The sequence below is a fragment of the Peribacillus sp. FW305-BF15 genome, assembly GCF_058783805.1.
Genome location: NZ_JBYSYV010000020.1, coordinates 1 through 24,196, shown reverse-complemented (window position 1 = coordinate 24,196; position 24,196 = coordinate 1). Strand labels below are relative to the sequence as shown.

Annotated in this window: 19 protein-coding genes; 2 read left to right on the top strand and 17 right to left on the bottom strand. The window is 38.4% G+C overall.

Annotated features, from left to right (window positions below; all coding sequences use genetic code 11):
* Window positions 1-32: 32 nt before the first annotated feature.
* The 11 genes from AC3WLU_RS19580 to AC3WLU_RS19530 form a co-directional block, all read right to left on the bottom strand.
* On the bottom strand, window positions 33-1,070 hold the full coding sequence (locus AC3WLU_RS19580) for an autoinducer 2 ABC transporter substrate-binding protein (protein ID WP_413002701.1): 1,038 nt from the start codon (window positions 1,068-1,070) through the stop codon (window positions 33-35).
* Window positions 1,071-1,138: 68 nt separating this feature from the next.
* The gene (locus tag AC3WLU_RS19575; RefSeq protein WP_214767610.1) at window positions 1,139-2,113 is read right to left on the bottom strand and encodes an ABC transporter permease; all 975 of its coding nucleotides are present in this window, start codon (window positions 2,111-2,113) and stop codon (window positions 1,139-1,141) included.
* 15 nt (window positions 2,114-2,128) lie between these two features.
* On the bottom strand, window positions 2,129-3,112 hold the full coding sequence (locus tag AC3WLU_RS19570; protein WP_413002698.1) for an ABC transporter permease: 984 nt from the start codon (window positions 3,110-3,112) through the stop codon (window positions 2,129-2,131).
* Window positions 3,109-4,656, bottom strand: a complete 1,548-nt coding sequence (locus AC3WLU_RS19565) for a sugar ABC transporter ATP-binding protein (RefSeq protein ID WP_101221775.1) — start codon at window positions 4,654-4,656, stop codon at window positions 3,109-3,111. Before AC3WLU_RS19565 ends, AC3WLU_RS19570 begins: the two co-directional genes overlap by 4 nt.
* A gap of 23 nt (window positions 4,657-4,679) precedes the next feature.
* Window positions 4,680-5,651 carry a ribokinase gene (gene rbsK, locus AC3WLU_RS19560; protein ID WP_492597767.1) on the bottom strand — a complete coding sequence of 324 codons (972 nt, stop codon included), beginning with the start codon at window positions 5,649-5,651 and terminating at the stop codon, window positions 4,680-4,682.
* The gene (rpe, locus tag AC3WLU_RS19555) at window positions 5,648-6,337 is read right to left on the bottom strand and encodes a ribulose-phosphate 3-epimerase (RefSeq protein ID WP_048677821.1); all 690 of its coding nucleotides are present in this window, start codon (window positions 6,335-6,337) and stop codon (window positions 5,648-5,650) included. Before rpe ends, rbsK begins: the two co-directional genes overlap by 4 nt.
* A gap of 191 nt (window positions 6,338-6,528) precedes the next feature.
* A complete protein-coding gene (locus tag AC3WLU_RS19550; protein ID WP_413002693.1) occupies window positions 6,529-8,142 on the bottom strand; it encodes a response regulator in 1,614 nt (537 codons plus the stop codon).
* Window positions 8,108-9,979: a cache domain-containing sensor histidine kinase gene (locus AC3WLU_RS19545; RefSeq protein ID WP_413002691.1), complete on the bottom strand. Its 1,872-nt coding sequence runs from the start codon at window positions 9,977-9,979 to the stop codon at window positions 8,108-8,110. Before AC3WLU_RS19545 ends, AC3WLU_RS19550 begins: the two co-directional genes overlap by 35 nt.
* Window positions 9,969-11,006: an autoinducer 2 ABC transporter substrate-binding protein gene (locus tag AC3WLU_RS19540; RefSeq protein ID WP_492597766.1), complete on the bottom strand. Its 1,038-nt coding sequence runs from the start codon at window positions 11,004-11,006 to the stop codon at window positions 9,969-9,971. Before AC3WLU_RS19540 ends, AC3WLU_RS19545 begins: the two co-directional genes overlap by 11 nt.
* Window positions 11,007-12,027: 1,021 nt before the next feature.
* Window positions 12,028-13,281 carry an L-rhamnose isomerase gene (gene rhaA / locus AC3WLU_RS19535; protein WP_413002687.1) on the bottom strand — a complete coding sequence of 418 codons (1,254 nt, stop codon included), beginning with the start codon at window positions 13,279-13,281 and terminating at the stop codon, window positions 12,028-12,030.
* A 183-nt stretch (window positions 13,282-13,464) separates the two neighbouring features.
* Window positions 13,465-15,534, bottom strand: a complete 2,070-nt coding sequence (locus AC3WLU_RS19530; protein ID WP_413002685.1) for a bifunctional aldolase/short-chain dehydrogenase — start codon at window positions 15,532-15,534, stop codon at window positions 13,465-13,467.
* Between the two features lie 691 nt (window positions 15,535-16,225).
* Here AC3WLU_RS19530 and AC3WLU_RS19525 point away from each other — a divergent pair.
* On the top strand, window positions 16,226-16,984 hold the full coding sequence (locus AC3WLU_RS19525; RefSeq protein WP_413002683.1) for a GTP cyclohydrolase II: 759 nt from the start codon (window positions 16,226-16,228) through the stop codon (window positions 16,982-16,984).
* Window positions 16,985-17,879: 895 nt separating this feature from the next.
* Here AC3WLU_RS19525 and AC3WLU_RS19520 read toward each other — a convergent pair.
* From AC3WLU_RS19520 to AC3WLU_RS19505, 4 genes are all read right to left on the bottom strand, one after another.
* Window positions 17,880-18,557, bottom strand: coding sequence for a metallophosphoesterase (locus tag AC3WLU_RS19520; RefSeq protein ID WP_492597765.1), 678 nt, complete (start codon window positions 18,555-18,557; stop codon window positions 17,880-17,882).
* The gene (locus AC3WLU_RS19515) at window positions 18,554-18,892 is read right to left on the bottom strand and encodes a hypothetical protein (protein ID WP_492597764.1); all 339 of its coding nucleotides are present in this window, start codon (window positions 18,890-18,892) and stop codon (window positions 18,554-18,556) included. The genes AC3WLU_RS19520 and AC3WLU_RS19515 overlap by 4 nt, the downstream gene beginning before the upstream one ends.
* 104 nt (window positions 18,893-18,996) lie before the next feature.
* Window positions 18,997-19,167: a twin-arginine translocase TatA/TatE family subunit gene (gene tatA / locus AC3WLU_RS19510; RefSeq protein ID WP_268564832.1), complete on the bottom strand. Its 171-nt coding sequence runs from the start codon at window positions 19,165-19,167 to the stop codon at window positions 18,997-18,999.
* 56 nt (window positions 19,168-19,223) lie between these two features.
* Window positions 19,224-20,669, bottom strand: a complete 1,446-nt coding sequence (locus AC3WLU_RS19505; RefSeq protein WP_492597763.1) for an alkaline phosphatase PhoX — start codon at window positions 20,667-20,669, stop codon at window positions 19,224-19,226.
* 848 nt (window positions 20,670-21,517) lie between these two features.
* Here AC3WLU_RS19505 and AC3WLU_RS19500 point away from each other — a divergent pair.
* Window positions 21,518-21,709 carry a hypothetical protein gene (locus AC3WLU_RS19500; RefSeq protein WP_142398307.1) on the top strand — a complete coding sequence of 64 codons (192 nt, stop codon included), beginning with the start codon at window positions 21,518-21,520 and terminating at the stop codon, window positions 21,707-21,709.
* 101 nt (window positions 21,710-21,810) lie between these two features.
* Here the strand turns inward: AC3WLU_RS19500 and AC3WLU_RS19495 are convergent, their stop codons facing one another.
* Entirely contained in the window at window positions 21,811-21,996 is a 186-nt protein-coding gene (locus AC3WLU_RS19495; RefSeq protein ID WP_492597762.1) for a hypothetical protein, read from the bottom strand.
* A gap of 432 nt (window positions 21,997-22,428) precedes the next feature.
* On the bottom strand, window positions 22,429-23,157 hold the full coding sequence (gene sigH, locus AC3WLU_RS19490; RefSeq protein WP_440438278.1) for an RNA polymerase sporulation sigma factor SigH: 729 nt from the start codon (window positions 23,155-23,157) through the stop codon (window positions 22,429-22,431).
* Between the last annotated feature and the right edge of the window lie 1,039 nt (window positions 23,158-24,196).

Here is a 24,196-nt window from a genome sequence, read left to right as displayed (position 1 = left end):
AGTTGAGAGGGGACTTTTCGGTCTATCTAACCTTAAAAATTAAAATCAGCTGCATTGTCTTTCGTAAAATCTGTCGGTGGTCCCATGATGATTGTTTTTCCATCCTCCCACACGTCAATTTCACCTACATTTTCAACTTTCAAACCATCTTCTGGTTTCTCCCCTTCAGCTAGACGTTTGGCGAGGGCAACTGTTAAATAACCTAGTTTGTCTGGCTCCCAAAGAATGGCTACATCTAGAGATCCATCATTTAAATATGGTGAAGAGTCTTTCGGTAGAGCAGTTCCAACAACTGTTATATCATCTTGCAGTCCTTTTTCCTGAACAGCTTGGGCTGCCCCAAGAGGTGCCGGAGTAGAAAAAGCCATGATTCCTTTTAATTCAGGATTTGATTTTATTAAATCCAGTGTTTTTTGGTATGCCACCTGTTGTTTTTCATCTGTCGCGATTTTATCCGATACTAATTCAATACCTGGATAATTCTCTTCCAGTTCTTTTTTTGCTGCATCAATCCAGGTGTTTAAGTTTGCAGCTGAAAGCCCTCCAGTTAATATAGCGATTTGCCCTTTTTCAACACCCATTTGTTTTACGAGTGATTTAGCGATATGGCGACCGTATGCTTCATCGTCTATTTGGTGGACGGATAATTCTACAAGGGATTGATCAGCTGGTGTATCCCAATCCATTACAATTATTCCTTCATCCTTCGCCTTTTGAAGGACTGGTGAGAGTGATGCAGCGTCATTTGGTGCTACTGCGATTACATCCACATCTTGACTAATTAAGTCTTCAATGACTTTTACTTGCTGTGCAGCATCCGGTTCCGTAGGTCCTGTGTAAATGGTTTCCACACCAAGATCTTTACCTGCTTGAATCGCTCCTTTTTCAGAAGCATTGAAATATGGTATCCCCATTAATTTTGGAACTACGGCAATTTTCAACTTCTCATTACTACCTCCGCCACTTGTTTCTTTTTCACTGTTCCCCGATGCTCCTTCTTGTGATACACAGCCTGCTAACAGTCCCCCAGCTAAAATAGCTGTTGCCAATATCCCCGTCATTTTCTTCATAATGATCCCCCTTACAATTTTTCTGATTTTTCACTAAAGTATTTTCAGAGATTACATGGTCATGTAAATTACGCTACAGAGTTTGAAGGTAACTTCTTTTGACTTTTTTCGTCTAATTTCGTTTTCACGAAGTTTATGACCAATACCGTGATTAAAATAACCCCCATCATTACAGTTACGATCGATCGTGGTACACCCATTAAGTTCAATCCACTTGATAACATTTGGAAAATGACCACTGCGTAAACAGTGCCGATAACTTTGCCATAACCACCTTGAATTTCAGTTCCGCCAAGTACGGCTGCCGCTACACTTTGTAATAAATAAGAAGATCCCAGATCCACTTTTGCAGTATTATAACGGGATGTCATAATAATGGAAGCAATTGTGGCAAGAAGTGCCGCATATAAGTAAACCCTCATTAATACCTTGCTATTATTTATACCTGAAAATAATGTGGCGATTGGATTGCTACCCACCATATAAACACTTCTGCCCCATTTGGTTTTTGACAGCAATATAGCTGTTATTATTGCAAATAATACAAAAATAATGATGGAAAGAGGAACGATCCCCATATAGTAGCCGTTTCCAATTAAGCTATAGCCCTCACTGAATCCTGAAATTGAATTTCCTTTCGTAATGCTTAAGATCAAACCTTCAAAAAGCACCATCGTTCCGAGTGTTACCAGTATTGGCGAAACACCGATTTTTGAGATGAGTACGCCGTTAATCAATCCGCAGCTCAGCCCGACTAAAACACCGATTAAGATTGCGCCTAGCATTGGGTATCCGCTGCTTGCCATAAGTGCGATTGTCACGCCAGACAAGGCAGCTGTATACGTAATCGATAGGTCAATCCCTCCAGTTACAATCACCACCATCATTGCTAATGCGATTAAACCAAACTCCGGGAGCTGGAACATCATATTGGTTAAATTATTTGAAGAAAAGAATCCAGGTATTGAAAAACTCATTAACACAAACAAGCCTGCTGTAATTACACCTAAAGTATTTTCTTTTGATATTGAAAGCCGTTTCATTTTTTCACCTCTTTCTTACGCTTCCACTTCAATTTTCGCTAACTTATCTTTTGAGCGTTTATATTGAATGTGGTCGTATGACACAGCCAGTAATATAATCAATCCAGTGAATACTTTTTGCCAGAAGGTATCAATTTTTGCCAAGATAAGTCCATTTTGTACAATGCCTAGCAGAAGAACGCCCAAAACAGTTCCCAAAATGGTACCGCGCCCCCCCATGATGTTCGCACCGCCCAAAACAACGGCTGCTATGACCATCAGCTCCAGACCAAGCATTCCATTAGGATCCACAGCCTTTGTATATGCTGTTTGAGCAATGGCTGCTATCCCTGCAAGAAACCCCATATAGGAGAAAACAAATATTTGAACTTTGTCAAAATTTATCCCAACCCGAATGGCTGAATCTTTATTACCGCCAATCGCCAATACTTCGCGACCGATTAATGTGTATTTCAAAATATACCAAGTAAACAGTGCTACGGCGATAAAAATTAGAATGATGATAGATATACCAAATATCTCAAAACTGGCAAACTTGATGAATACGGTTGGAAAACTGCTGCTGTTCAAATACTGTCCATTCGTAATGTACAACACGAGCCCATTAATGATACTCATCATTCCAAGTGTCACGACAATAGCTGGAATTTGAACCTTTGCAACAAGCAGTCCATTCAGTGCACCTAAACAAACCCCAAGAAATGGCCCAATCAAAAAGAGTAATAGTATAGAGATGGGATGGTCAGGCATGAGCATCATTACTTTTCCAACGATGACACAGACAGCGCTTGTAACAGCGGCCACCGATACGTCAATCCCGCCAGTGATGATTACAAGTGTCATACCCACCGCCAGAATTCCAAGTACAGCATTCCCTTTTAGTACATCCAGCAAATTGTCTACAGTAAAAAAATACGGGCTTAAGAATGTCAATGTAATACATAGAAGCAAAACAATCATTGCGATGCTGATTTCCTTCGACTTCAAAATGGCGTTCATGCACGTACCTCCTCTTTTAGCGGAAGCCCTTTTTTGGAAGGAGATTGAGAACCAAGCAGAGCATAATTCATGATATTTTCCTGTGTCGCTTCTTCTATACCAAGCTCTCCGGCTATTCTTCCATGTCTCATGACCAAAATCCGATCACTGACAGCAAGTACTTCTGGAAGCTCTGAAGAAATCACAATAATGCCCATTCCTTCAGCAGCCAGTTCCCTCATTAACTTATGAATTTCTGACTTCGCCCCAATATCAATCCCATTCGTCGGTTCGTCAATAATTAGGATTTGTGGTTTAGTAGAAAGCCACTTGCCGATCACGACTTTCTGTTGATTTCCGCCTGATAGGTCACCAGCTGCCCTTTTAGGCAAAGCGGGTCTAACATCTAGCGTTTTCATATAATGATCAGCCAGCTTAACTTCTTCCTTTCGCTTAATCAATTTGAATTTATTTCTCAATTGTTTCAAAACAGGTAATGAAATATTATTGATTATGGACTGGCGAAGGATGAGTCCTTGCGTTTTTCTGCTTTCTGGAATATATGCAATCCCTTGCTTTACAGCATGTTCAGAAGAGTTGATTTTAGTAGAAACCCCATTTATTTTCATACTTCCATCGTAGGGCCTGTTGACCCCGAATATCGCTTGTGCAAGCTCTGTTCTTCCTGATCCGACAAGTCCTGTAATCCCAAGGACTTCTCCAGCTTTCAATTCAAAGGAAATATCTTTAAAGTTACCTTCTTTTGATAAACCATTCAGTTCCAAAAGAGTTTTTCCTGTTTTTCCTTTTACCATATTCTTGTTATATAAAATCTGACGTCCCACCATTAGTGTGATTAATTTATCTTCATCAAGTTCTTCAGTTTCATAAGTGCCTACATATTTCCCATCTCGCAATATTGTAAATCGATCGGAAACAGTAAATAACTCTTTTAACTTGTGGCTGACAAAGATTATGGAAATTCCGCGATCCTTTAATTTTTGTATAACTTTATAAAGCTTTTCAACTTCCCCTGCGGATAGGGATGAAGTCGGTTCGTCCATTACAATCAACTTGGAATCAAAAGCGAGGGCTCTGGCGATTTCAATCAGCTGCTGTTGAGCAATGCTTAATTTTTCAACGGGTGTATGAACATCAATCTCAAATTCTAGTTCTTTAAGTGCCCGTTTTGCTGTATCCTCCATCTCCTTCCATCTAATCTTTTTCCATGGTTTTTTGTCACTATCCCGGCCAATATAGATATTTTCAGCTACAGATAGGTTTGAAAATAAACTTAAATCCTGATAAATGATTGAAATGCCTTTTAGCGTAGCATCAATCGGTTTTTGAATTTCGGCTTCTTTTCCTTCAAAGTAAAACTTGGCGCCTGGGTCCGGTCGATAAATGCCAGCTAATATTTTAATGAGCGTTGATTTCCCGGCACCATTCTCACCTATTAACGCATGAACTTCTCCTTTTTTCACTTCAAGCTGAACGCTATCCAGTGCTTTTACACCTGGGAAGGTTTTACTGACATTCGTCATTTGCAATAAGAAATCAGACATGTTTCTCTCCTTTCCAACCTTAATCAGTCATAAATTTGATTCAACTTTTGTTTTTTACCATAATAATTAATGTTATTGGTTTCACAAAAATGTTCCACTTCTGCTAGCCTCGGCACACCATCTTGGGCCCCCATTTTCGTTACCTTCATCGCCGCTACAATTGAAGCAAACTCGGCTGCTGATTCGATCGTCTCCCCATCTGCAATGGCACAAGCAAGGGCTCCTGCGAAAGAGTCTCCTGCCCCCACTGTATCAACAGCTTTTACAGCAATGGGCTCGATAAAGTTTGTTTCACCGTTTTGATAAACCAATGCTCCTTTATGGCCCAACTTAATAATGCTATTCTCCACGCCAAAATGATTCTCAAAGAAAACACCCGCTTTGCATGCACTTTCCTTCGAGTTGACGTCGATCCCAGTCAACACTTTTGTTTCCTGCCAATTCGGCGTAATCAAATTGGCATACGTCAGTGCTTCAGTCGTTACCCCTTCTGCCGGAGCAGGGTCCAGGATAATAAACATATTTTTTTCTTTAGCCCTTTTCATGGCTTGTAGAACAGCCTCATTAGGAATTTCCATCTGTACAAGTAAAACAGTATAGTCATCACTGATGGTAGAAAAACAAATGTCAATATCACTTCTTGTCAAATGTTCATTGGCCCCTTTAATGACAAGCATGGTGTTTTCTGCTGCAGCATCTACTGTAATGACTGCGCATCCAGTTGGATGTTCTGCAACATGTTTCAAGGAGGATATGTTCACGTTATTTTGAAGAAGAGAACGTTCTATTTCATGCCCGAATGCGTCGTCGCCAACCGCACCGATCAGTTTTACTGGTTTTCCAAGTTTAGCGCACGTCGTTGCTTGATTTGCGCCTTTTCCACCACTTAATAGTTTCATATTTTCTCCAAAAATCGTTTCCCCATGCGCTGGATACTGATTAGTGACTGCGACAATATCCATATTAATACTCCCTACCACTACAACCCCTTTCATGCACAACCCTCGTTTTTCATTTTCATTTGCTCTAAGAATGCCCGGAGTTGGCCAACGGCATCTTCCAGTAATACATCGTTTTTAAATAAACAGGACGTCCCGCAAACCAACATGTCGGCTCCATTTTTCAATACACCCGGAATGGTTTCGAACCCAATGTTTCCATCTACCTGAATATCAATTTGGTAGCCTTCCGATTGAATTAATTCTTTTATCTTTTTTATTTTCTTATACATAAGCGGTACAAAGGACTGTCCGGCAAAACCAGGATTTACCGTCATCACCGTTACATAATCGACTACATCCAATACATGTTCAAGCTCTGTGATGGGGGTTGATGGATTTAAGGCTACCCCTGCCTTAATCCCATCATTCTTCAGCTTTTGTAGTGATCTCTGTAAATGGGCAGTTGCCTCTGCATGAATGGAAATCATATCTGCCCCCGACTGAATGAAAAGATCTAAATGGTCTTCCGGTCTTTCAACCATTAAGTGAACATCAAATGGTTTATCCGAGAATTGCCTAATGCGTTTAATTAGATCCGGGCCCATTGTAAAATTAGGAACAAACGATCCATCCATTATATCTAGATGAAAGAAATCAACACCTGCACGGTCTAATCTCATTACTGATTCTTGTAAATTCCCCATATCTGCACACATAAGTGAGGGTCCAATTAATGTCATATAAACACTCCCGTTCCATTTCGTCTTTTATCAAGAAAGCGTTTTCCTCATAAAGGAAGCGCTTTCTTTTCTGATACTTTCACTATAAAGGGAATTGGCATAAGCTGGTAGGTGATAAAATTCGGGTAGGGGGGATTTTCTTCGGGACATTTTCAATGTAGACATAAAAAAAAGCTCCGGAATGGAAGCTTCTACTTTTTCACAAAAAACTCATGAGTATCTCGATATTGAGACGGAAGTTGTCCTGTCCATTGCTTAAACAGCCGACTAAAATATTTGGTATCTTGATAGCCTACTTTTGAAGCGATATCGTAAATCTTTAAATCTGTATGACTTAATAATTCCTTCGCCACTTTTAACCGTTCATTAGTTACATAGTCAAGCACGGTTTCACCTGTCTGATTTTTAAAATACTCACAAAAATAGGTTGAATTTAAATGGACATGATTGGCGATTTTTTTTATTGTGATGTTATCGCCTATATGTTTTAGAATCCATTCTTTTGCCTGGCGTATGGGATCTGTTTGGTCATTTTGAAATGCTGCTTGCTTTTTTAACATATTCATGACCCAGCGCTCCGTCTCCTTTTTTAAATGATTAAAATGAGAAGAATCCTCGGCAATGCTAAATGCTTCCTCAAGTAAAAGCGGAAGGTCTTTAAAACCATCACTTTTAATCCATTTATTAATAATTCTAATAGACAAATAGCGAACCGATTCTTGTATTATGAAAGGGGAAGTGACATCTTTCAGTTCGTTAAAAAATTGCCTGAGAGAACGAATGGCAGCTTCTTCACCATGCTCCATCGCCTCCACTGTCTCTTCTGCCCATTTATAGATGGATGGCGGCACTTCAATCACTTTATTATATGATACATGTTTAAGCATTTCAGTTCTGAAAATTTTATTGCCTCCTTGTATCATTCGATATTGCAAGGTAGATCGTAATTCATCTTTAATATTTACTAAAAGGGTAAGGTCATTAAACTCATTCCCAAGGGCAATGGAAACCGTAAAAGGGGTTTGCCGTTGGACACTTGTTTTTAATGTTATACACAATTGCTCCAAAGCTGTAGGGGTAGTATCCTTAATCAATAACCAACTGGCATGTAGACTATCTTTCCACATCCAATGCGTTGACTGATCATCTAGTAAGTCTGTTATAAGTTTTTTTATTACATCATTCCATCCACCCCAATCTTCTGGTGAAAAACTTTGGGTTTTGGCAGATGTATGATCGATTCCAATATGGATCAGGGAATAGGTTCCTTCTGGAAATTGCCGCGTCCATTCAAGTAATGATAAGTCCATTGCATCTTTCCACGTAATTTCCATCAGCAATTGAAGCTGCTTTTCATGGGTTAATATCAAGGCTCTTTCTTCTATTTCTCCTATCTTTTCCCTTTCCTTTCGTGCCTCAATTACTTTTTCCTGCACAGTCTTCAGCTGCAGTTTAAACTTTTCTCGATCAATCGGTTTCAATATATAATCGACAGCTCCTTCCCTTAGGGCAGTCTGTACATAGAGAAAATCATCATACCCGCTTATAATGAATGGAAATAGCCTTGGTTTAGTTTTTTTCAAATGTTGAATTAACGTTAACCCGTCCATGACAGGCATTTGTACATCTGTTATTAATACATCAACTTCTTCTACTTGATTGATAATTGCATCGTATGCCTCTTGACCATCGGAGTAAACACCTACAACATGCCACTCTTCCCCACAAGATTGTACTAGTCTTTCTATGCCTCTTCTTATCCTTGGTTCATCATCTACAATGACCGTCCTGACCCTTTGTATCATCTCTGTTCTTCTCCTCTCCTTGAACATACATGCTTACTTGTTGGGCATTTATTTTGGGAAGTCGGATAATCACACTCGTTCCCTTTCCGTATTCGCTATTAATTTGAAGATTATATTGTTCCCCGAACATCATGCCAATTCTTGCATTTACATTGATAATCCCAAAGCCAGAGTCCCGTTTCATCATTGGATCCAAACGTAACTTTTCATTTAGTTCAATTAATTTGCTTTCTGTCATCCCTGGTCCGTTATCACTGACTATCAGTAAAAGATATTCCTCACCTGTCTGAGTTTCCTCTTCAGAAATATGTATTTGAATGTCTATTTCCTTTCTTTTTTCCAATCCATATTTAATGGAATTTTCAACGATTGGCTGTAAAACAAACTTGGGTATATAATAATTAACTACATCTGCTCCTTTTTCTATCATAAAATGCAAACGATCTTCAAAACGGAATTGTTGGATGCTTAAATAATCTTCAATGTGCTGAACCTCACTGTTTATAAGAACCAAGCTTTCTTTATTACTGATTGAAAAGCGCATCATTCTACCAAGCAGAGTCACCATCTTCACGACTTCATCGCTCTCTCCTTCTTCCACAGCCATGCCTATGGTTTCCAGCGTATTATACATAAAGTGAGGATTTATTTGAGATTGAAGGGCGTATAATTCAGCTGTTTTTTTTCGCAGTTCAATGTGGTAGTTTTTATGAATCAGCTCTCTTATCTCTGCAAGCATTGATCGAAAACTGTTCGCGAGCATCCCGACTTCATCCTCGGAATGTATAGGTATATCTACTAATAAATCACCTTTTTCCACCCGCTTCATTATATCTCCTAATTCGTTTAGTGGACGTGTAACAGTCCAGGCAAAAAAGATAGAGATCAATGTAGTAATGAGTGTAAAAAGGATAAAAACGAAAATTGTCACATTTCGGATAACATCCGTTTTTTCTGTCATGTTTTTGATAGGCATGCTATGAACGAGTACCCATGGCAGCTCATTTGATTCACTTATACTGATTAAATTCCGTTTTCCATCGATTTCTGTACGAAAACTACCATTCAGTAATGGGTAATCATGTATCCCTTTTTCCACTGTACCAATTTTCGAATGATCCTTATGATAAATTATCTTCCCCTGCTTATTCATGATCCACATCGTAACATTCTCTTCCTTTTGCAAATCCTGAAGTGATTGCTCAAAAAAGGCTACATCGATGGCTATATAGAGCGTTCCTAAATTTTTTCTATTATCGAAATCAGTAATTGTTTTGACCAGCATAAAATAGGAGGGATCCCCTTCAAACGTTAAATTAGTCTGATTAGGAAGGAGCAACTGCATCTCGCCTAGCAATCCTAGGTCATCTGCATATGGCAAGGAACCATCTTCAAAACCAAAACTGTCATAATGCAGACTTGTACTTGCAAATGTACGATTCTTGGAAACAAGAAACGCCCCCAAAATATGAGATGAATTGTTATTTAAATAGGTTCTTGTCAAATAACTCTTCATGATATACTCATCGTGTAGCAAAACCGATTTTTTTTTTGATTGGCTGTCTCTTAAAATAGCCATAACATCACCGGAATTATAAATTAAATCAGGTAAGGTCTCTAGTTTTTGAATGTCATTTTCAATGTTGCCATTAACCTGTTTGACAAGACGGGGAATATATTCGCCTACTTCTTCTTCTATTGATTTTGTGTATTGCCAGTATGCAATGAACCCAAGGAAGGCCATAGGTAGAACCGTTAATAATGTATAGGTTGTAACTAGTTTTGTCGTTAAACGCAGGTTTTTTATCTGGATAGGCTTTTTTCCTTTAAAAATCATACTGGTTCACATTTCCCTTTGTAAAATCGATGGGCTCTCCCATAATGACCATGTCACCGTTGAATTTAATCCTACCTATGTTCTTAATGTTCTGTCCTTCATACGGAAATTCATCATTCAATAAGTTTTTTGCTAGACTAACAGTCAAGTAACCTAATTTTTGTGGACTCCATAACGTAATGGTCTGGGCAGCCCCTTCCTGTAAATACTCATTCATTAAATTAGGAGTCGATGTACCGACTACGGCAACCTTGCCGATTTTCCCTGCATCTTTCACAGCCTGAGCCGCAGCAGGAGGATTAACCGTTGAAATACCAATAATTCCTTTTAGGTCCGAGTATTTTTTAAATAAATTTTGTGTTACCTTATACGCTTTATGAATATCTTCGTTTGTATATTCCACTTCAACTAGTTTCATAGTTGGATAATATTCTTTTTGTTGGATTTGAATCCAATCAATCCATGTATTAAGATTGGCAGCGGTAGGAGATCCCGTCATAATCGCAAACTCCCCTTTTTCTTCCATTTCAATAGCGAGGGTATCCATTACATGCCTGCCAATTATCTCAGGATCTATCATGTTCACAAAAAAGCTTCTGTATGATGCATTAGTATCAGAATCCCAGGTGATCACCTTGATTCCTTTACGCTTTGCTTTTTTCAGCACCCTGCCTAATTTATATGGATCATTTGCAGATACCGCAATTACGTCCACTTTTTTTTCAATTAATTTTGTTATAATCTCTTCCTGCTTTTCAGAGCTGGGGGTAGGTGGGCCTGTATATATGACCTTAACACCTAAGTCTTTTCCCGCCTCCAACGCCCCCTCCTCTACCGCTTTAAAATAAGGTATTCCGTCAATTTTAGGTATAACAGCTATCGTATACGAATCTTTTTTATTCTCGACAGGTTTTGTATTGACGTCGATACTTTCTTCATCATTGTAAATAATCTCGTATTCTGCAGAATGATCACAGCCGCTTATTATAAATAAAAACAAAATAAAAAAGATGGGCATCCTTAACATGATTAGCTACCTTCTTTCTTAAATTCTAAACATTAGCACGTATCATGGATATTGTAATAAGGAATGACTTAAGAAGTGCTTTTCTCATCCGGTTATATTCACCGCTGCTTCTTTCTAAGAAAACGGTTTCATAAATGATGGATTTTACCGGGAGTATAACCTTAATTTCTTTACTAAAATAGGAAACCTTTATATACTTTCAGGTTTCCCTATAATTTATTGTCCAGCCATGTCCTTCTCTGTTATGTTCAACCACTAACTTACACAAAAAGCGAGATGGAAACTGGAAAAAATCGTATTTTAGCTACAAGAGTGAGCGCCTTTCTCATTCTCTTCTATATGTATTAAAAATATCTCTATTGTATATTTGAACCCCATCATTTTTTTCTTTTTATTATTGATTTTTACTGTTTTTGAAAGGTTTGTCAATTTAAATTTCACAAACATTTTTAAAATTCAAATAATATTTTTATATAGTTTCACTTGCTCATAGTGTTTCATTTTTAGTTGTATTGGAAAATTACAAAGCAGTCTACGTCATTACATTTTCTATATCCTTTTTTCATAGTGCTTTTATTATCTTAAACTGTAGATTGATACCTTCAATCCAAATCCTCCCCTTTTAGAAAAAGTTACTTTAACGATTCCTCCTCAATCCTCAGTCTAATTTTCAACTGGTTAAATCAATTTGTTGCACGAGACTCTCATTCCGGATTTAACACAAATTGACTAGCTTTCATGTCTATTTATTAACGTGCAATCAAAAAAAATATACCCATAGAAAGACCTGTGTCATAGATCGTTATAGGTATATTTTATAAAGGAATTACCTTTCTAATAAGTTTTCCTTTTTAACTATATTAATTTTCTAATTTAAACAAAAACTTTTTTACTTTTTCTCCACTTCTTCGTTATATTTCGGTAATTCCAGACCATTCACTCGGGACGAATCGATAGACCCCATATTAATTCAGCGGAATTAGTCACACATCGGTTTGCGGATTCAGGACAACCTGTTATTTTAACGCTTTGCTAAAACATCATGTTCATATTCTTTCACTTGCGTCAGCCATCTTTCCTTTACCGGCACATTCATTTTTTCACAATAATAATCCCAAATTGCACCAAATGGATAGGTTTTAAATTCCTCCATTAATGCCAGTCGCTCAGTAAAATCGCCTTTTTCTTGCAGTTCTTTCAAATGATCGTTCGGTACAAGTAAGGCATATAAGAGGGCCTTAATCATATTACGCGTACCAATCGTCCAGGCAGCAACACGGTTGATGCTGGCATCAAAGAAATCAAGGCCAATGATCACCTGGTTTAATGCATCATTGCGAACAATTTCAAGCGCAATTTCACGAAGCTCATCGTCTAAAATTACGACGTGGTCACTGTCCCATCGAACCGGGCGCGAAACATGAAGTGCTAGTTTATCACTGTATAATAGCATCGAAGAAATTTTGTTCGATACAGTTTCAGTCGGATGATAATGACCTGTATCCACTAAGCAAATCTTGTTATTTTTCAGTGCGTAGCCAAGGTAGAATTCATGCGATCCTACGACATATGACTCGGAGCCAATACCGAATACTTTACTTTCCACAGCATCCCAATTACATGTTTCATCCACTTCTGCTGTAAAAATTCGATCAAGGGATTCTTTTAATCTCTTTCTCGGTGTCAAACGGTCGCTTGGAATATCTTTGTAGCCGTCTGGAATCCATATATTTGTTAAGCAGGGATTGCCTAGTTCACGGCCAAAGTACTCTCCGATTTTTCGGCTGGCGATGCAATGATTAATCCAGAATTCACGAATTTCTTCATTTGGATGAGAAAGTGTCAAGCCGTCTGCTGCTTTTTCATGGGAAAATAGTGTCGGGTTAAAATCCACACCAAGACCGTTTTCTTTAGCCCAATTCAACCAGTTTTCGAAGTGCTTTGGCTCAAGCTGATCGCGTTCGACTGCTTCTCCATTTGTTTCCGCATAAATGGCATGCAAATTGACCCGATGTTTCCCCGGAATAAGAGATAGCGCTTTTTCAAGATCCATGCGCAGCTCTTCCGGCGTAGTGGCTTTTCCTGGATAATTTCCCGTTATATCAATACCGCCAGATAATTCACTTTTGTTCACTTCAAATCCAACAATATCATCACCCTGCCAGCAATGAATCGAAATGGGCACTTTTTTCAGTGTTTCGAGTGCCGCATCAACATCAATTCCCCAATTCGCATACGCTTGTTTCGCTGTTTCGTACTGTTCTTTAATTGTCATATCGTCCCATCCTTTTAACGGATTGAATTGATTACTCCATGATTCCTACTACCTTTTCACATATTCTTCACTTACCATAATGGGAAGTGCATACTTAATCTATTATTTTTGGATAGATTGATTCCACCTATGACAAACCCTCCACTTAAAGCAACAAAATCCAAGAAAACAGGCAAAACCTATTCAGCGATTAAAAGCTCCAGGTACACCGCCGTCTACAGTGACCATGCAACCCGTTGTTTTGTCTGCTTTTGATGAAGCGAAAAACGCTATGGACTCAGCAATGTCTTCCGGGAATATGTTTACTAGCAATGTCGTACGTTTTTTGTAATGATCTTCAAGCTGGTCTGGTTCTATTCCGTATGCAGCGGCACGCTCTTGACGCCAACCCGATCCCCAAATGGAAGATCCTTGTAATACGGCGTCTGGCAAAACAGAATTAACACGGATTCCGAAATCCCCGCCTTCCACTGCAATGCATCGTGCTAGATGTGTTTCAAGTGCTTTGACTGAACTGTAAGCAGAAGCATTTTTTCCAGCGTAAACAGAGTTTTTCGATCCCACAAATACCATATTTCCTCCTATACCCTGTTGTTTCATTTGCTTAAAAGCTTCACGTGCTACAAGGAAATAGCCTGTGCCCAGTACATTCATGTTTAGGTTCCATTCTTTTAAGGTTGTTTCATCAAACGGGCTGGATGTGGCAAGGCCGGCATTGTTGACGATAATATCAATTCCCCCAAATGTAAGAGCTGATTTCTCAAAGGCATCCTGTACCTGCTCTTCACTAGTAACATCCATTTTAAAAGCTGCAGCACGTATTTCCCCGTATTCTTTATTGATTTCATCCGCAACTTTTTCAGCACCTTCAATATTTAAATCAGCTAGAACTACATGGGCACCTTCAGAAACTAAACGCCGTGCTGTTGCGCTGCCAATACCGCCCGCACCGCCTGTAATGAAGGCTACTTTGCGTGAGAACTCCGCTTCTGCCGGCGAAAGAGACAATTTATAAAGCTCAAGTGGCCAGTATTCAACGTTATATGACTCATTTTCACTGAGAGATACGAACTCGCCAAGTGCTGTTGCCCCTTTCATAACCGCAATCGCTCGATGGTAAAGTGCTCCGCTCACGTTAGCCATGGCTACGTTTCTGCCTGTGTTGACCATTCCGACACCTGGAATCAAAATAACTCGTGGTGCCGCCTCAAACATCACATCGCCTCCGTTTTTATTGCGCTCGAAGTATTGCTTATATTCTTCCTTATATTGTTGAATACCCGTTTTAACTTTTTCCACCAAGGATTCAGTCCGTTCATTTTGAGGATCCCAGTTAATGAAAAGCGGCTTCATTTTTGTATGTACAAGGTGATCCGGGCAAGCGGCACCGACTTGTGATAAGGCTGCCGCATTTTTGCTGTTCAAAAATTGCAGGACATCATCTGCATCGTCAAAGGTTAAAAGCATTTTTTTCTCCTCGCCCACAGCACCGCGGATAACCGGCATAATCGAAGCAAGTACCTTTTTGCGCTCTGCTTCAGGTAAAGAGTCAAATGCCTGTCCACCAAATGCATCTTCTTCATGCTGGCGGCTTTTAATAAACTCTTCTGCTTCCGTTATGATCGATATGGTTTTTTCATAGGCTTCTTTCGATGTTTCACCCCAAGTAACCAATCCGTGTTTTTCCATTAAAACAAGCTCGGCTTGCGGGTTATTTTTCACACCTTTTGCGATCATTTTAGACAAAGTGAAGCCAGGGCGCTCATATGGTACCCAGACAAAACGATCACCGAAAATTTCATTGGCGACTTCTTTTCCATTGTCTGCACAGCAAAGACTAATAATTGCATCTGGATGTGTGTGGTCAACATGTTTAAAGGGAAGGAAGGCATGAAGTAAAGTTTCAATCGACATACGTGGATGCTTACTGTCGATCATGCAGTGTGACAAATATTCAACCATATCTGCATCAGGCATGTCATCACGCTCGATTAAAGGGTGAATATCCGCTAGATTCAAACCTGTGAAATTGCCCGCTTTCATTGTTGCAAGGTCGGAACCGCTTCCTTTAACCCACATGACTTCAATTTCCCGGCCACGAAAATCCTTTTCCAATGTTTTCATGGATGTATTGCCGCCTCCCCAGTTGCAGACGGCTCGATCTGTACCGATTAAATTAGACCGATATACCAGTTCTTCTACTCCAGATGTCACTTTTGACGCTTCTTTATCATTCCATAAATTATTAACCATTTTGTTTTACCCCCGTTTATCTTTATTTGTGTTTGTTTTATTGTATAACACTTTTGTTTTCATTTGAAGAAGTTTTTTTAATTGTTTCCAATTTTACGAAAACAAGGAAAATCGTTGAGCGTGAAAGACAATGGATGTATCCGCATTTTCAACAATCCAAATCATTCTGCAAGGTAAATATCATCTAAAAAATCACCATTTTCCTTAGATGAAGTCTGTAAAATAAACGTAAATACAACAAATGACCAGGAATGTAAACATAATGTCCCTTCCATATTAGAAAAAGAAAGATGCAAAACTTTGCAAAGACTTCGCAGGACATTTCCTACGGAAAGACATAATTTTCATGGGTAAACAGGCAGCTAGACAAACTTCTTTCTAATCCAAATACCATTGATGCAATAATGCTTCTCAATCCTTTTTACTGAAATTAAGAGATACAGTGTTTTTAATCGAATTCCATTTGAAAAATCCGTGCTGTGGCTTTATTGAGGTTATATGAGTTACTGTTCAAATAAGAAATGGTCTTGGGCTTTCACACCAAAGATGAGGTTAACCTTTTGCTATTGTCTTTCGTTTTAGTACATTTGGAGCTTTTTTTCTATTTAAAATCAAAGATTCACAAAAGAGTGGATTGGGTACAATATGAAATGAATCGTAGTATTAGAATTATTTTCGGGAGGAAGTTTATATGATTAATGAAAAAGTGGCTTTGATATTAGAAGATAAAATTAACGTTATTAAAAGTGATGAAACATCCATATATTTAGTCGGCCCAATCAAATTACCCGTAAACTTAGAGGGCGAAACAATTATATTCCAGTGGTATTGCTGGTTACGATGTGAGAATATGGCGGGTCATTTTTGTGGTGACGGCACTTATAATATAGAAAAGATCATTGAAACTTTAGCTTCTTCCAACTTAGCGGAAATGCAGCAATCCAGTGTGTTACTGTATGGAGATTTCCAACATTCAGCTGATGCACTTATCCGGATGCATAGTATTTGTCATACTGGCGATATATTCGGAAGCAAACGCTGTGATTGTGGCTTTCAATTAAAGCAGGCTATGAAAATGATTGCAACTCAAGGATCCGGGGCTTTATTTTATTTAGCCAATCACGAAGGAAGAGGCATCGGATTATTTAGTAAAGCCATGGCTTATGTTCTGCAAGAAAAAGGATTGGATACGGTGGAAGCTAATTTGGAACTTGGATTTGTGGATGATGCACGCAACTATGATGATGCCATTCGGGTGTTAAAAAAACTGCGCTCTAATCCAGTGACTCTTATCACCAACAATCCGAGAAAATTAGAAGCTCTCCAAAACTCAGGTGCCAATGTTGCAGGCAGAGTTCCGTTATGGGGAGACATTTCCGAGTTTAATGAAAAATATTTAAAAACTAAAGTCGTACGTTCCGGTCATTTAAAAGATAGTAAAAATGAATGACTGATCGTTTTTTATGAAATTGTTTTTACCCATGAATAGGTTTGAAATGGAATTTGATTTATAACACACAGGTTACCGTAAAATGAAAACACATACGAGTATAAGGGAATAATAAAATTGCTCACGTCTGGATAATAAGTAAATACATAAAAACAGGATGCAACGGAACGTTGCACCCTGCCTGAAAAAGGGGTTTGCTTCATTTCGAATCAGCATAAATTCTCTGCGATAAACACCTCATCTACATTAGAGTAAGAACTGGTATCTGACTAGAGTTTACCATCCAAAGCAATCATCCCCTATATCTTAAAAGTTTCATCAACTTTCAAAGCATAAATGACAATTATTGAATGAGTTTTCTGCTTTTACGTGCAAGAGAACCATCTCCTTGCTCGAATCGATTTTTTAATGAAGCTATCAGTAGTTAAGTTAAACGTCTTTAACTAACACCTCATTTACTATATGATGCGAATCATACGTAATCAGTAGCCCCTTCTTCTTTATTTATAATGACCATCAGCGGTTAAAAAAATAACTGGTTGTTTATGGATATCAAGAATTCTTTCAAACGATTTCCAGCAAACAAAAAAGGGAATTTAATGGAATTTCAAACGAAAATCTTCGCAATCTCAATGGCATAAAAATGCTTTGTTCCCTAACGATCCGTTTTAGCACACTAATTAGTGGAATTAAGCTAAACTAAACAGATAAACTCTACACTAAGTTCAACTCCCGTCAGTGGAAAAGACGGGTGAGCAAAAATAAAAAAATCGCCAGTCAATTAGTTTTCAACGACTTGTACACCCCCTTCCAGTATTTACTTTATCATTAATTTAGAAAGGGCAAAGTGAATAACCTCGCTTTGTGCTTACCTCATTGCACTATGAAGAGTTTATTATTGCGCTTTCAAACCTGAACGATAATCGTCTATAATCGCTTGTATCTCCGGATCAGCCGGAACATTTGTGACGTCGTAGAGAAATCCATCGGATTCGACCAAAGTCATTTTGGCGTCAACGACTTCAAAAGTCAAATTAAGACGGCACAAATAATGTTCTTGTTCTCCGCCTGCTTGAGTAATTGGCACCATCACCTCTCCGTTGAATTCGTATTCGGGAGTTTCGATGACCTTGTGTGTATCTGCCCCGATTACCGCCGAAACTCCGGGAACCTGAGCCAGCTTGTGGTCTTCGGGATTTCCAGCATGCGAAAGGACAATGTTTACGTCTGACTTTTCACTCACTTCAGGAAGCAACGCATTGAACGCTTCAACCGGTTCGATGAAATCGAGGTCTGCAACATCATCCCAACCCCGAATTTCCGGCTTCATCGAAGTAAGGCCGATCATCCCGACTTTAACGCCTGAGAAAGTAAAACTCTTCCAGGTCTTGACATTCTGTATGTACTTTCCTGTTTTCCTTTCAATGACATTTCCAGTAAGGATGGGGAAATTTACGTTGCGATGGTAATCCTTTAACTGTTCATAACGGCTGTCCGGTGTGCCCTCCCCGGCAGGGTATACGCGGAAGTCGTTGTTTCCGAGAGCCATTGCATCATAGTCCAAAGCTTTCACAGGGACGTCTCCAACTCTCCTTGACCCGCTTGAAACTCGCCGCGCAGGAAGACATCCCCGCCATCGACGAGAAGCACATTCTCCTCTTCATTGCGCACACTTTCAATGATGGTGGCATACTTCGCAACAGAATTGTGATGAACGGTTCCATCATCCAGCGTGACGATGTCATCCAAATGACCATGAAAGTCATTTGTCTGGAGAATGGTGAGTTCAAACCTCTCTCCCTCCTTGAGCTTTTCCTCCGCATCTGCCGTAACGGGAATTGCGGCAAAAGCGGCAGCCATCGCCAGCGAAAAGCAGCCCTTCAAATAAATCTTCCTTATTATATTCATACTATTTCCTCCATGCATTTACTCTATTAAATGATAAAAATAGTTATTTAGTTTCCAGTCTTTTCGATTTCTCAAGAGCTATTCGATTGTTTTTTTCTTCAAAGTTAGGGTTCTTCTTCTTTTTCATTGCTGATCAAATCATTTGTCGATTTTTTAAATTCTTTTAATGTGTTTCCAAAAGCCCTTCCAATTTCGGGTAATTTAGAAGGGCCAAAAATGATTAACGCTATGACTAGAATGAGAATTAAACCAGGGATGCCGATACTGGATAACAAACGTCTCACCCCCTATTCATGATGGTTTGTTAGTACTCAAAAAATGAGAACATCACTTATAAAATTGGCATGCCATGACGCTCTAAAGCTGCTGCTTCTAATATAGACATTCCTTGTTCTTCTGCGAATGCAGTAAGTTTATCCGAAACAACAGGAGCAAGACTTGCTGGCGGCAAAGCCTGATTCATAGCTCGTCTACGGGTAGAATTTCTGCGTGCAAATGGTCCCCAAATCGCAAAGGTGATACCTGGTGTTTGCATATTCACAAAGAAGGTATTTCCATCTGGAGAAAATGTAGGGCCAGCAAATTCAGAACCGTTCATCATATTCTCAGCGAAAGTATAAATATTTCCTTCAGGAGTTAATCCGACCATACGGTCATTGCCGCCGCCATCTTCGGCGATCCAAAGATCTCCCCAAGGAGTGATCGTAATGTTATCCGGTGCTTCTAAATCATTTTTATCAGTAGACTCATAGAATAATTCTAAGTTGTTTGTCGCTGGCGTGTAGCGATAAACACGGCCAAGGCGTGATGAACCTGCACTTGTATCATCAAACCATAAAGTACCTTCAGAAAAATAAGCCCCTTCTAAGCGGCTAAACTGAATACAGCCTTTATCCTTAGCATCTTGCTGTGCAATTTCAGGATTTAATTTTTTCCAAACAACCCCGAATTTTTGTCCAGTATTAAATTGACTTGCAGCTGCAGCTGGCAATTCATCAATCGCTGCTGCTTCAAGGATACCTCCCTTTTGCAGAGAACCTAGCTTTTGACTACGGTCATGCGGTGTAAAACGGTATAAGAAGCTTGGACTTGCGTCTTCGGTTAAATACCAAATTCCTGTTGAAGGGTCAACATGCCCAGCTTCATGGGAGAAATAACCCATATCACGGATCGGTGTTCTTGACATTTCGTTTTCAGGGTCAAGCGGATTCACTTCAAATACAAAGCCATGTCCCATATCTCGAGTTTCTTCCATTGTTAACCAGGTCCCCCAAGTCGTAGCTCCACCCGCACAGTTACGGATCGTACCTGAACTTGATACATACTGATCAATGACCTTGTTATTTTGTCCAACGATTATTGTGGTTGTGCCGCCGGCAGCACCAGCGCTCCAAGGTTTTTTCCCGTTTACAGGGTAATCTGAATTTGTCCCATTTTCATGGTTTCTTACAAGAATGGTTGTACCCTTTTCCCCTTTATAGGCAGCCATTCCATCGTGAGCAGATGGGACAAGGTCACCATTAGGCATGATATCACCAGTTTTTGAAAGCATTTTGTAATGAAATCCCCTTGGCAGATCAAGAACTCCATTTGGATCTTTTACTAATGGGCCATAGCCACCAAATCCACTTGTTGGATTGCTGAAATCCGCTGCAAATCCTTTTGTAGCTCCCGCAAGAGAAAATACCCCAGTTGAACCAAGTGTTAATGCTAAAGTACTCATTCCGCCAACTTTTAAGAAATTACGTCTGTTTAAATCACTATTGCCAGATTTCATCAACATTACCTCCAAGAAATCTTTTTTGAGGGATGCTATATTCCTTATAGCAAACCCTACCCTCAAAATTAACAGACCATTTTAAATGCTCTGTTAAACTCATGTGATTTTATTCCTTCGCATGAAAGATAAACCAAAAGTCACAGTTAAGACGAAAATAAAGGAGGTTATTACGGCATTTATAACATGTAAAGGGCGGAAATTGATGGTATTAGTCAAAAATGGAGAAAAAACTAAGGATTTTGTCATAAAAAGACCGATGCAGAATATTAAAGCTTATTAATCGTTTGTAAATATAAGAGATACACTATGACAAACTAGTTACACCGATTGATTCCACCAAAATCTACTGAATTTTTGGAAGAGGAAAGGCAAAGACTTGATATAGTGGAATCACGCTTGATATCTATTCGCACACAGTGAAGCATGCAGAAAAAATCAGCCGATGAGTTTGATGATTGTAGGACGGACAAAAATGCACATAACAACCAAAAATAAAATCCATACATTTGTAAGACAAAGCGACAGTCTTGTGCAGCATTTGAGTAATGGAAATAGCGAGACAACACCCCAAATATATATTCTCTTTTCCTATCGCTTAATGAAGCAATATCAGTATAGTCACCACAGTCATATCAGATTAACCCTTTTATTTTGATGCAATCAGGATACCAAAAATTGACTACAGGACTACTCAAAAACAATCATTACTTTTACATAGCCAATTATTAAGTAACTGGTGTCGATTTATTTTTCGACATATTCTTTTCTTAAAAGGAATTAACACTTGGATAATCGAATATAGGTATTTAAGTTTATTAGAAGGGGTGATTCAAGTGAGTATTAACATGGCTGAACACAGACTTGTCAAAGAAATAGCGATTTCAATCATCTCTACCCGTTTAGAAAAAAGCTTGGATGAAATAGAAAACTTATTTGGTGTTATTCTCGATACAGAACCGGCAGATGTATTGGCTACAAAAGCAAAACAGTTAGCCTCTGCAACAACTGTAGAACAATGCATTGATATTTTTATATAGAAGATTGAAACTTAAAAGGCATTACAATAAAAGGTACTCACCATTGTTGTGAGTACCTTTTTGCCTAAAATTTCTGCTTTAAAAAATGAACATGAAAACGATTATTTCACTTCCATAATCCATTTTGCTTTGCTACCCGTAGTATAATCTATGAAAAAGATTTCATAAGGTGCATTACCGGTTACTCCGAAAGCAGCAGGTCCGTTAACGTGCTTACCAGCTTGAACACTCTCGGTTAATGTATCGAGAACATATACCTCCATCTTTTCACCTTTGCTGTCATACACTTCAAAATCTCCTGCGCTAACTTGTTCTTCTTTTGTACCATTTTGGTATTCAATATCAAATCCCAATACTTCTTTGGGCTATGTTTCTTCGAATTCGTTTCTTTCCTTTGTGTAATGTACATTTGTTAATGTTATGATATGACCTACTACATTTACCTTTTCACCTAGTTTAAAGGTTCCAAGCTCTTTAGGTTTTTGTTCGGAATCTTCATCGAATTCAATAGGCTTCTTGTTTTCCGCAATAACTGTGACTTGCTTGTTGAGAGAATAATCGTTTTAATATTTCTGTTAACATCAGTGCCCTTCCTTCCATACCGGTGTTTGTTGTATTTTTAATTTCACTATTAAATATAACTAAGGTTTTCAAACACATAAAGCCAAAGGGTTAAAAACCCTTTGGCCAAAAGATCAACTTAATAGTAAACGGCTCTTTTATCTATTGAATGTGCCTTCTATTGCGTGTCTATTTCTAAGTTCCAATAAACTCTCCAATTTTCTCTTCACTCTCTGCAACGCATTATCTATAGACTTGGCGTGAGTATTTAATTTATCAGACATTTCTATATAAGTAAGGTCCTCTAAGTAATAAGCCAAAACCTTCTTTTCTAACGGACTTAGAACCTCAGATAATTTTAATTCCAAGTCATCAGCAGATTCTTTATCTATCAATATCGCAACGGGATCAGAAATAACGGTGCCTGTCATTACTTCCATAAGAGTATGATCCGGATTTTCTTCATATATAGGCATATCAAGCGAAATAGAAGAATTTAACGGAGTATGTTTTTGACGAGTAGCTGCCTTGATGGCTGTAATAATCTGCCTCGTGATACATAGTTCTGCAAACGCTTTAAAATAAGATTGTTTCTCGCCATTAAAATCCCTGATGGCTTTGAACAATCCTATCATCCCCTCTTGGATAATATCTTCTCTATCTGCCCCAATTAAGAAGTATCTGTTAGCCTTAATCTTTACAAAAGATTGATATTTTTTCATCAGTACTTCTAGTGCCTCCATATTTCCTTGCCGGACCTTTTCTATTAATACTCCATCTTCAAAATTAGCACATAGGAATGACGGTTTTTCTTCGATAGCTATACCCACAAAAATCCCTCCACTGGCTGCATTCAATTGAGCCTTGTTGTTTAAACGGACGCCCATTTTATATGCGGTAAATTACCATATTATTTAATATTAACCTATAACAACCATCAATGATATTAGATTATTTCGACAATTAAATACATTCCTATACACCTTTTTTTAGTTAGAAGGATCCGTTTACACCCTTTTTTAGGCTGTTTTCTAAAAGATTGTTGCCCTTAGGATAAAAAATTAAAAGCTTGAATTTTATGGTAAAATACAAGGTGATTCTTATTCAAAAAACAGGCAGTTTAATGGAGTTGCATTTTAAACGTTTGTACTAGGAGTTGTTTCCTATTATACCATTTATAAACAATGAAGGATGAGGGATTTCATTCTTTTTTCAACTCTACTTTACTACTTCCTATGCACCTGCCCCTATAGATGCATAAAGAAAAAGCTGCGCCTTAAAGACAGCTCCGATCTTCAGCTAACGCACCCTTTAGTCGAATAAGACAAATGTTTAACTCGTTAGCTTAACATTGTATTATTTCTTCATCTTTCTTAATTGAAAATATATTAAAACAGAAAGAAAAAAGCAGATTATGCTTATTATTCTTTCGACAATTTTATGGTCTAAAAACATAAAAGGTACTGATGCTATATTTAAAATTTGAAACATATAAACCTCTTTCTAACTACTCATTATATAAAAACGATTATAGGCTACTCTCCAAACTAGTAAAACAAATAAAAATCCCAGTTTGTTTTTCAACTAAACTGCCTCTTTAGTTCATTAAAGGTTTTTTTCACTTGAATATGAAAGTATGCTTAGAATCGTATTTCAAAAGGCCGCCAATGAAGTGAACCCAAAAAGTTAGACACTTTATTTACTTAGGCAGCCTTGAGGGCATGAACCCGGTAATCTACTGGGCTCATGCCTTTCTTACGATTAGTCAATGTCTTTGTTTGAATTAATTTATTAGTATTTAGAATGTACAGAGTGTTCTGGGTTACTAATAATAATTGGGTGACGAATTTATGCATACAAAATAGACCTAGCCAACTTGGATTTTTTTACTAGGTCATTTGATTATGTTATTATTTATAAAACTAT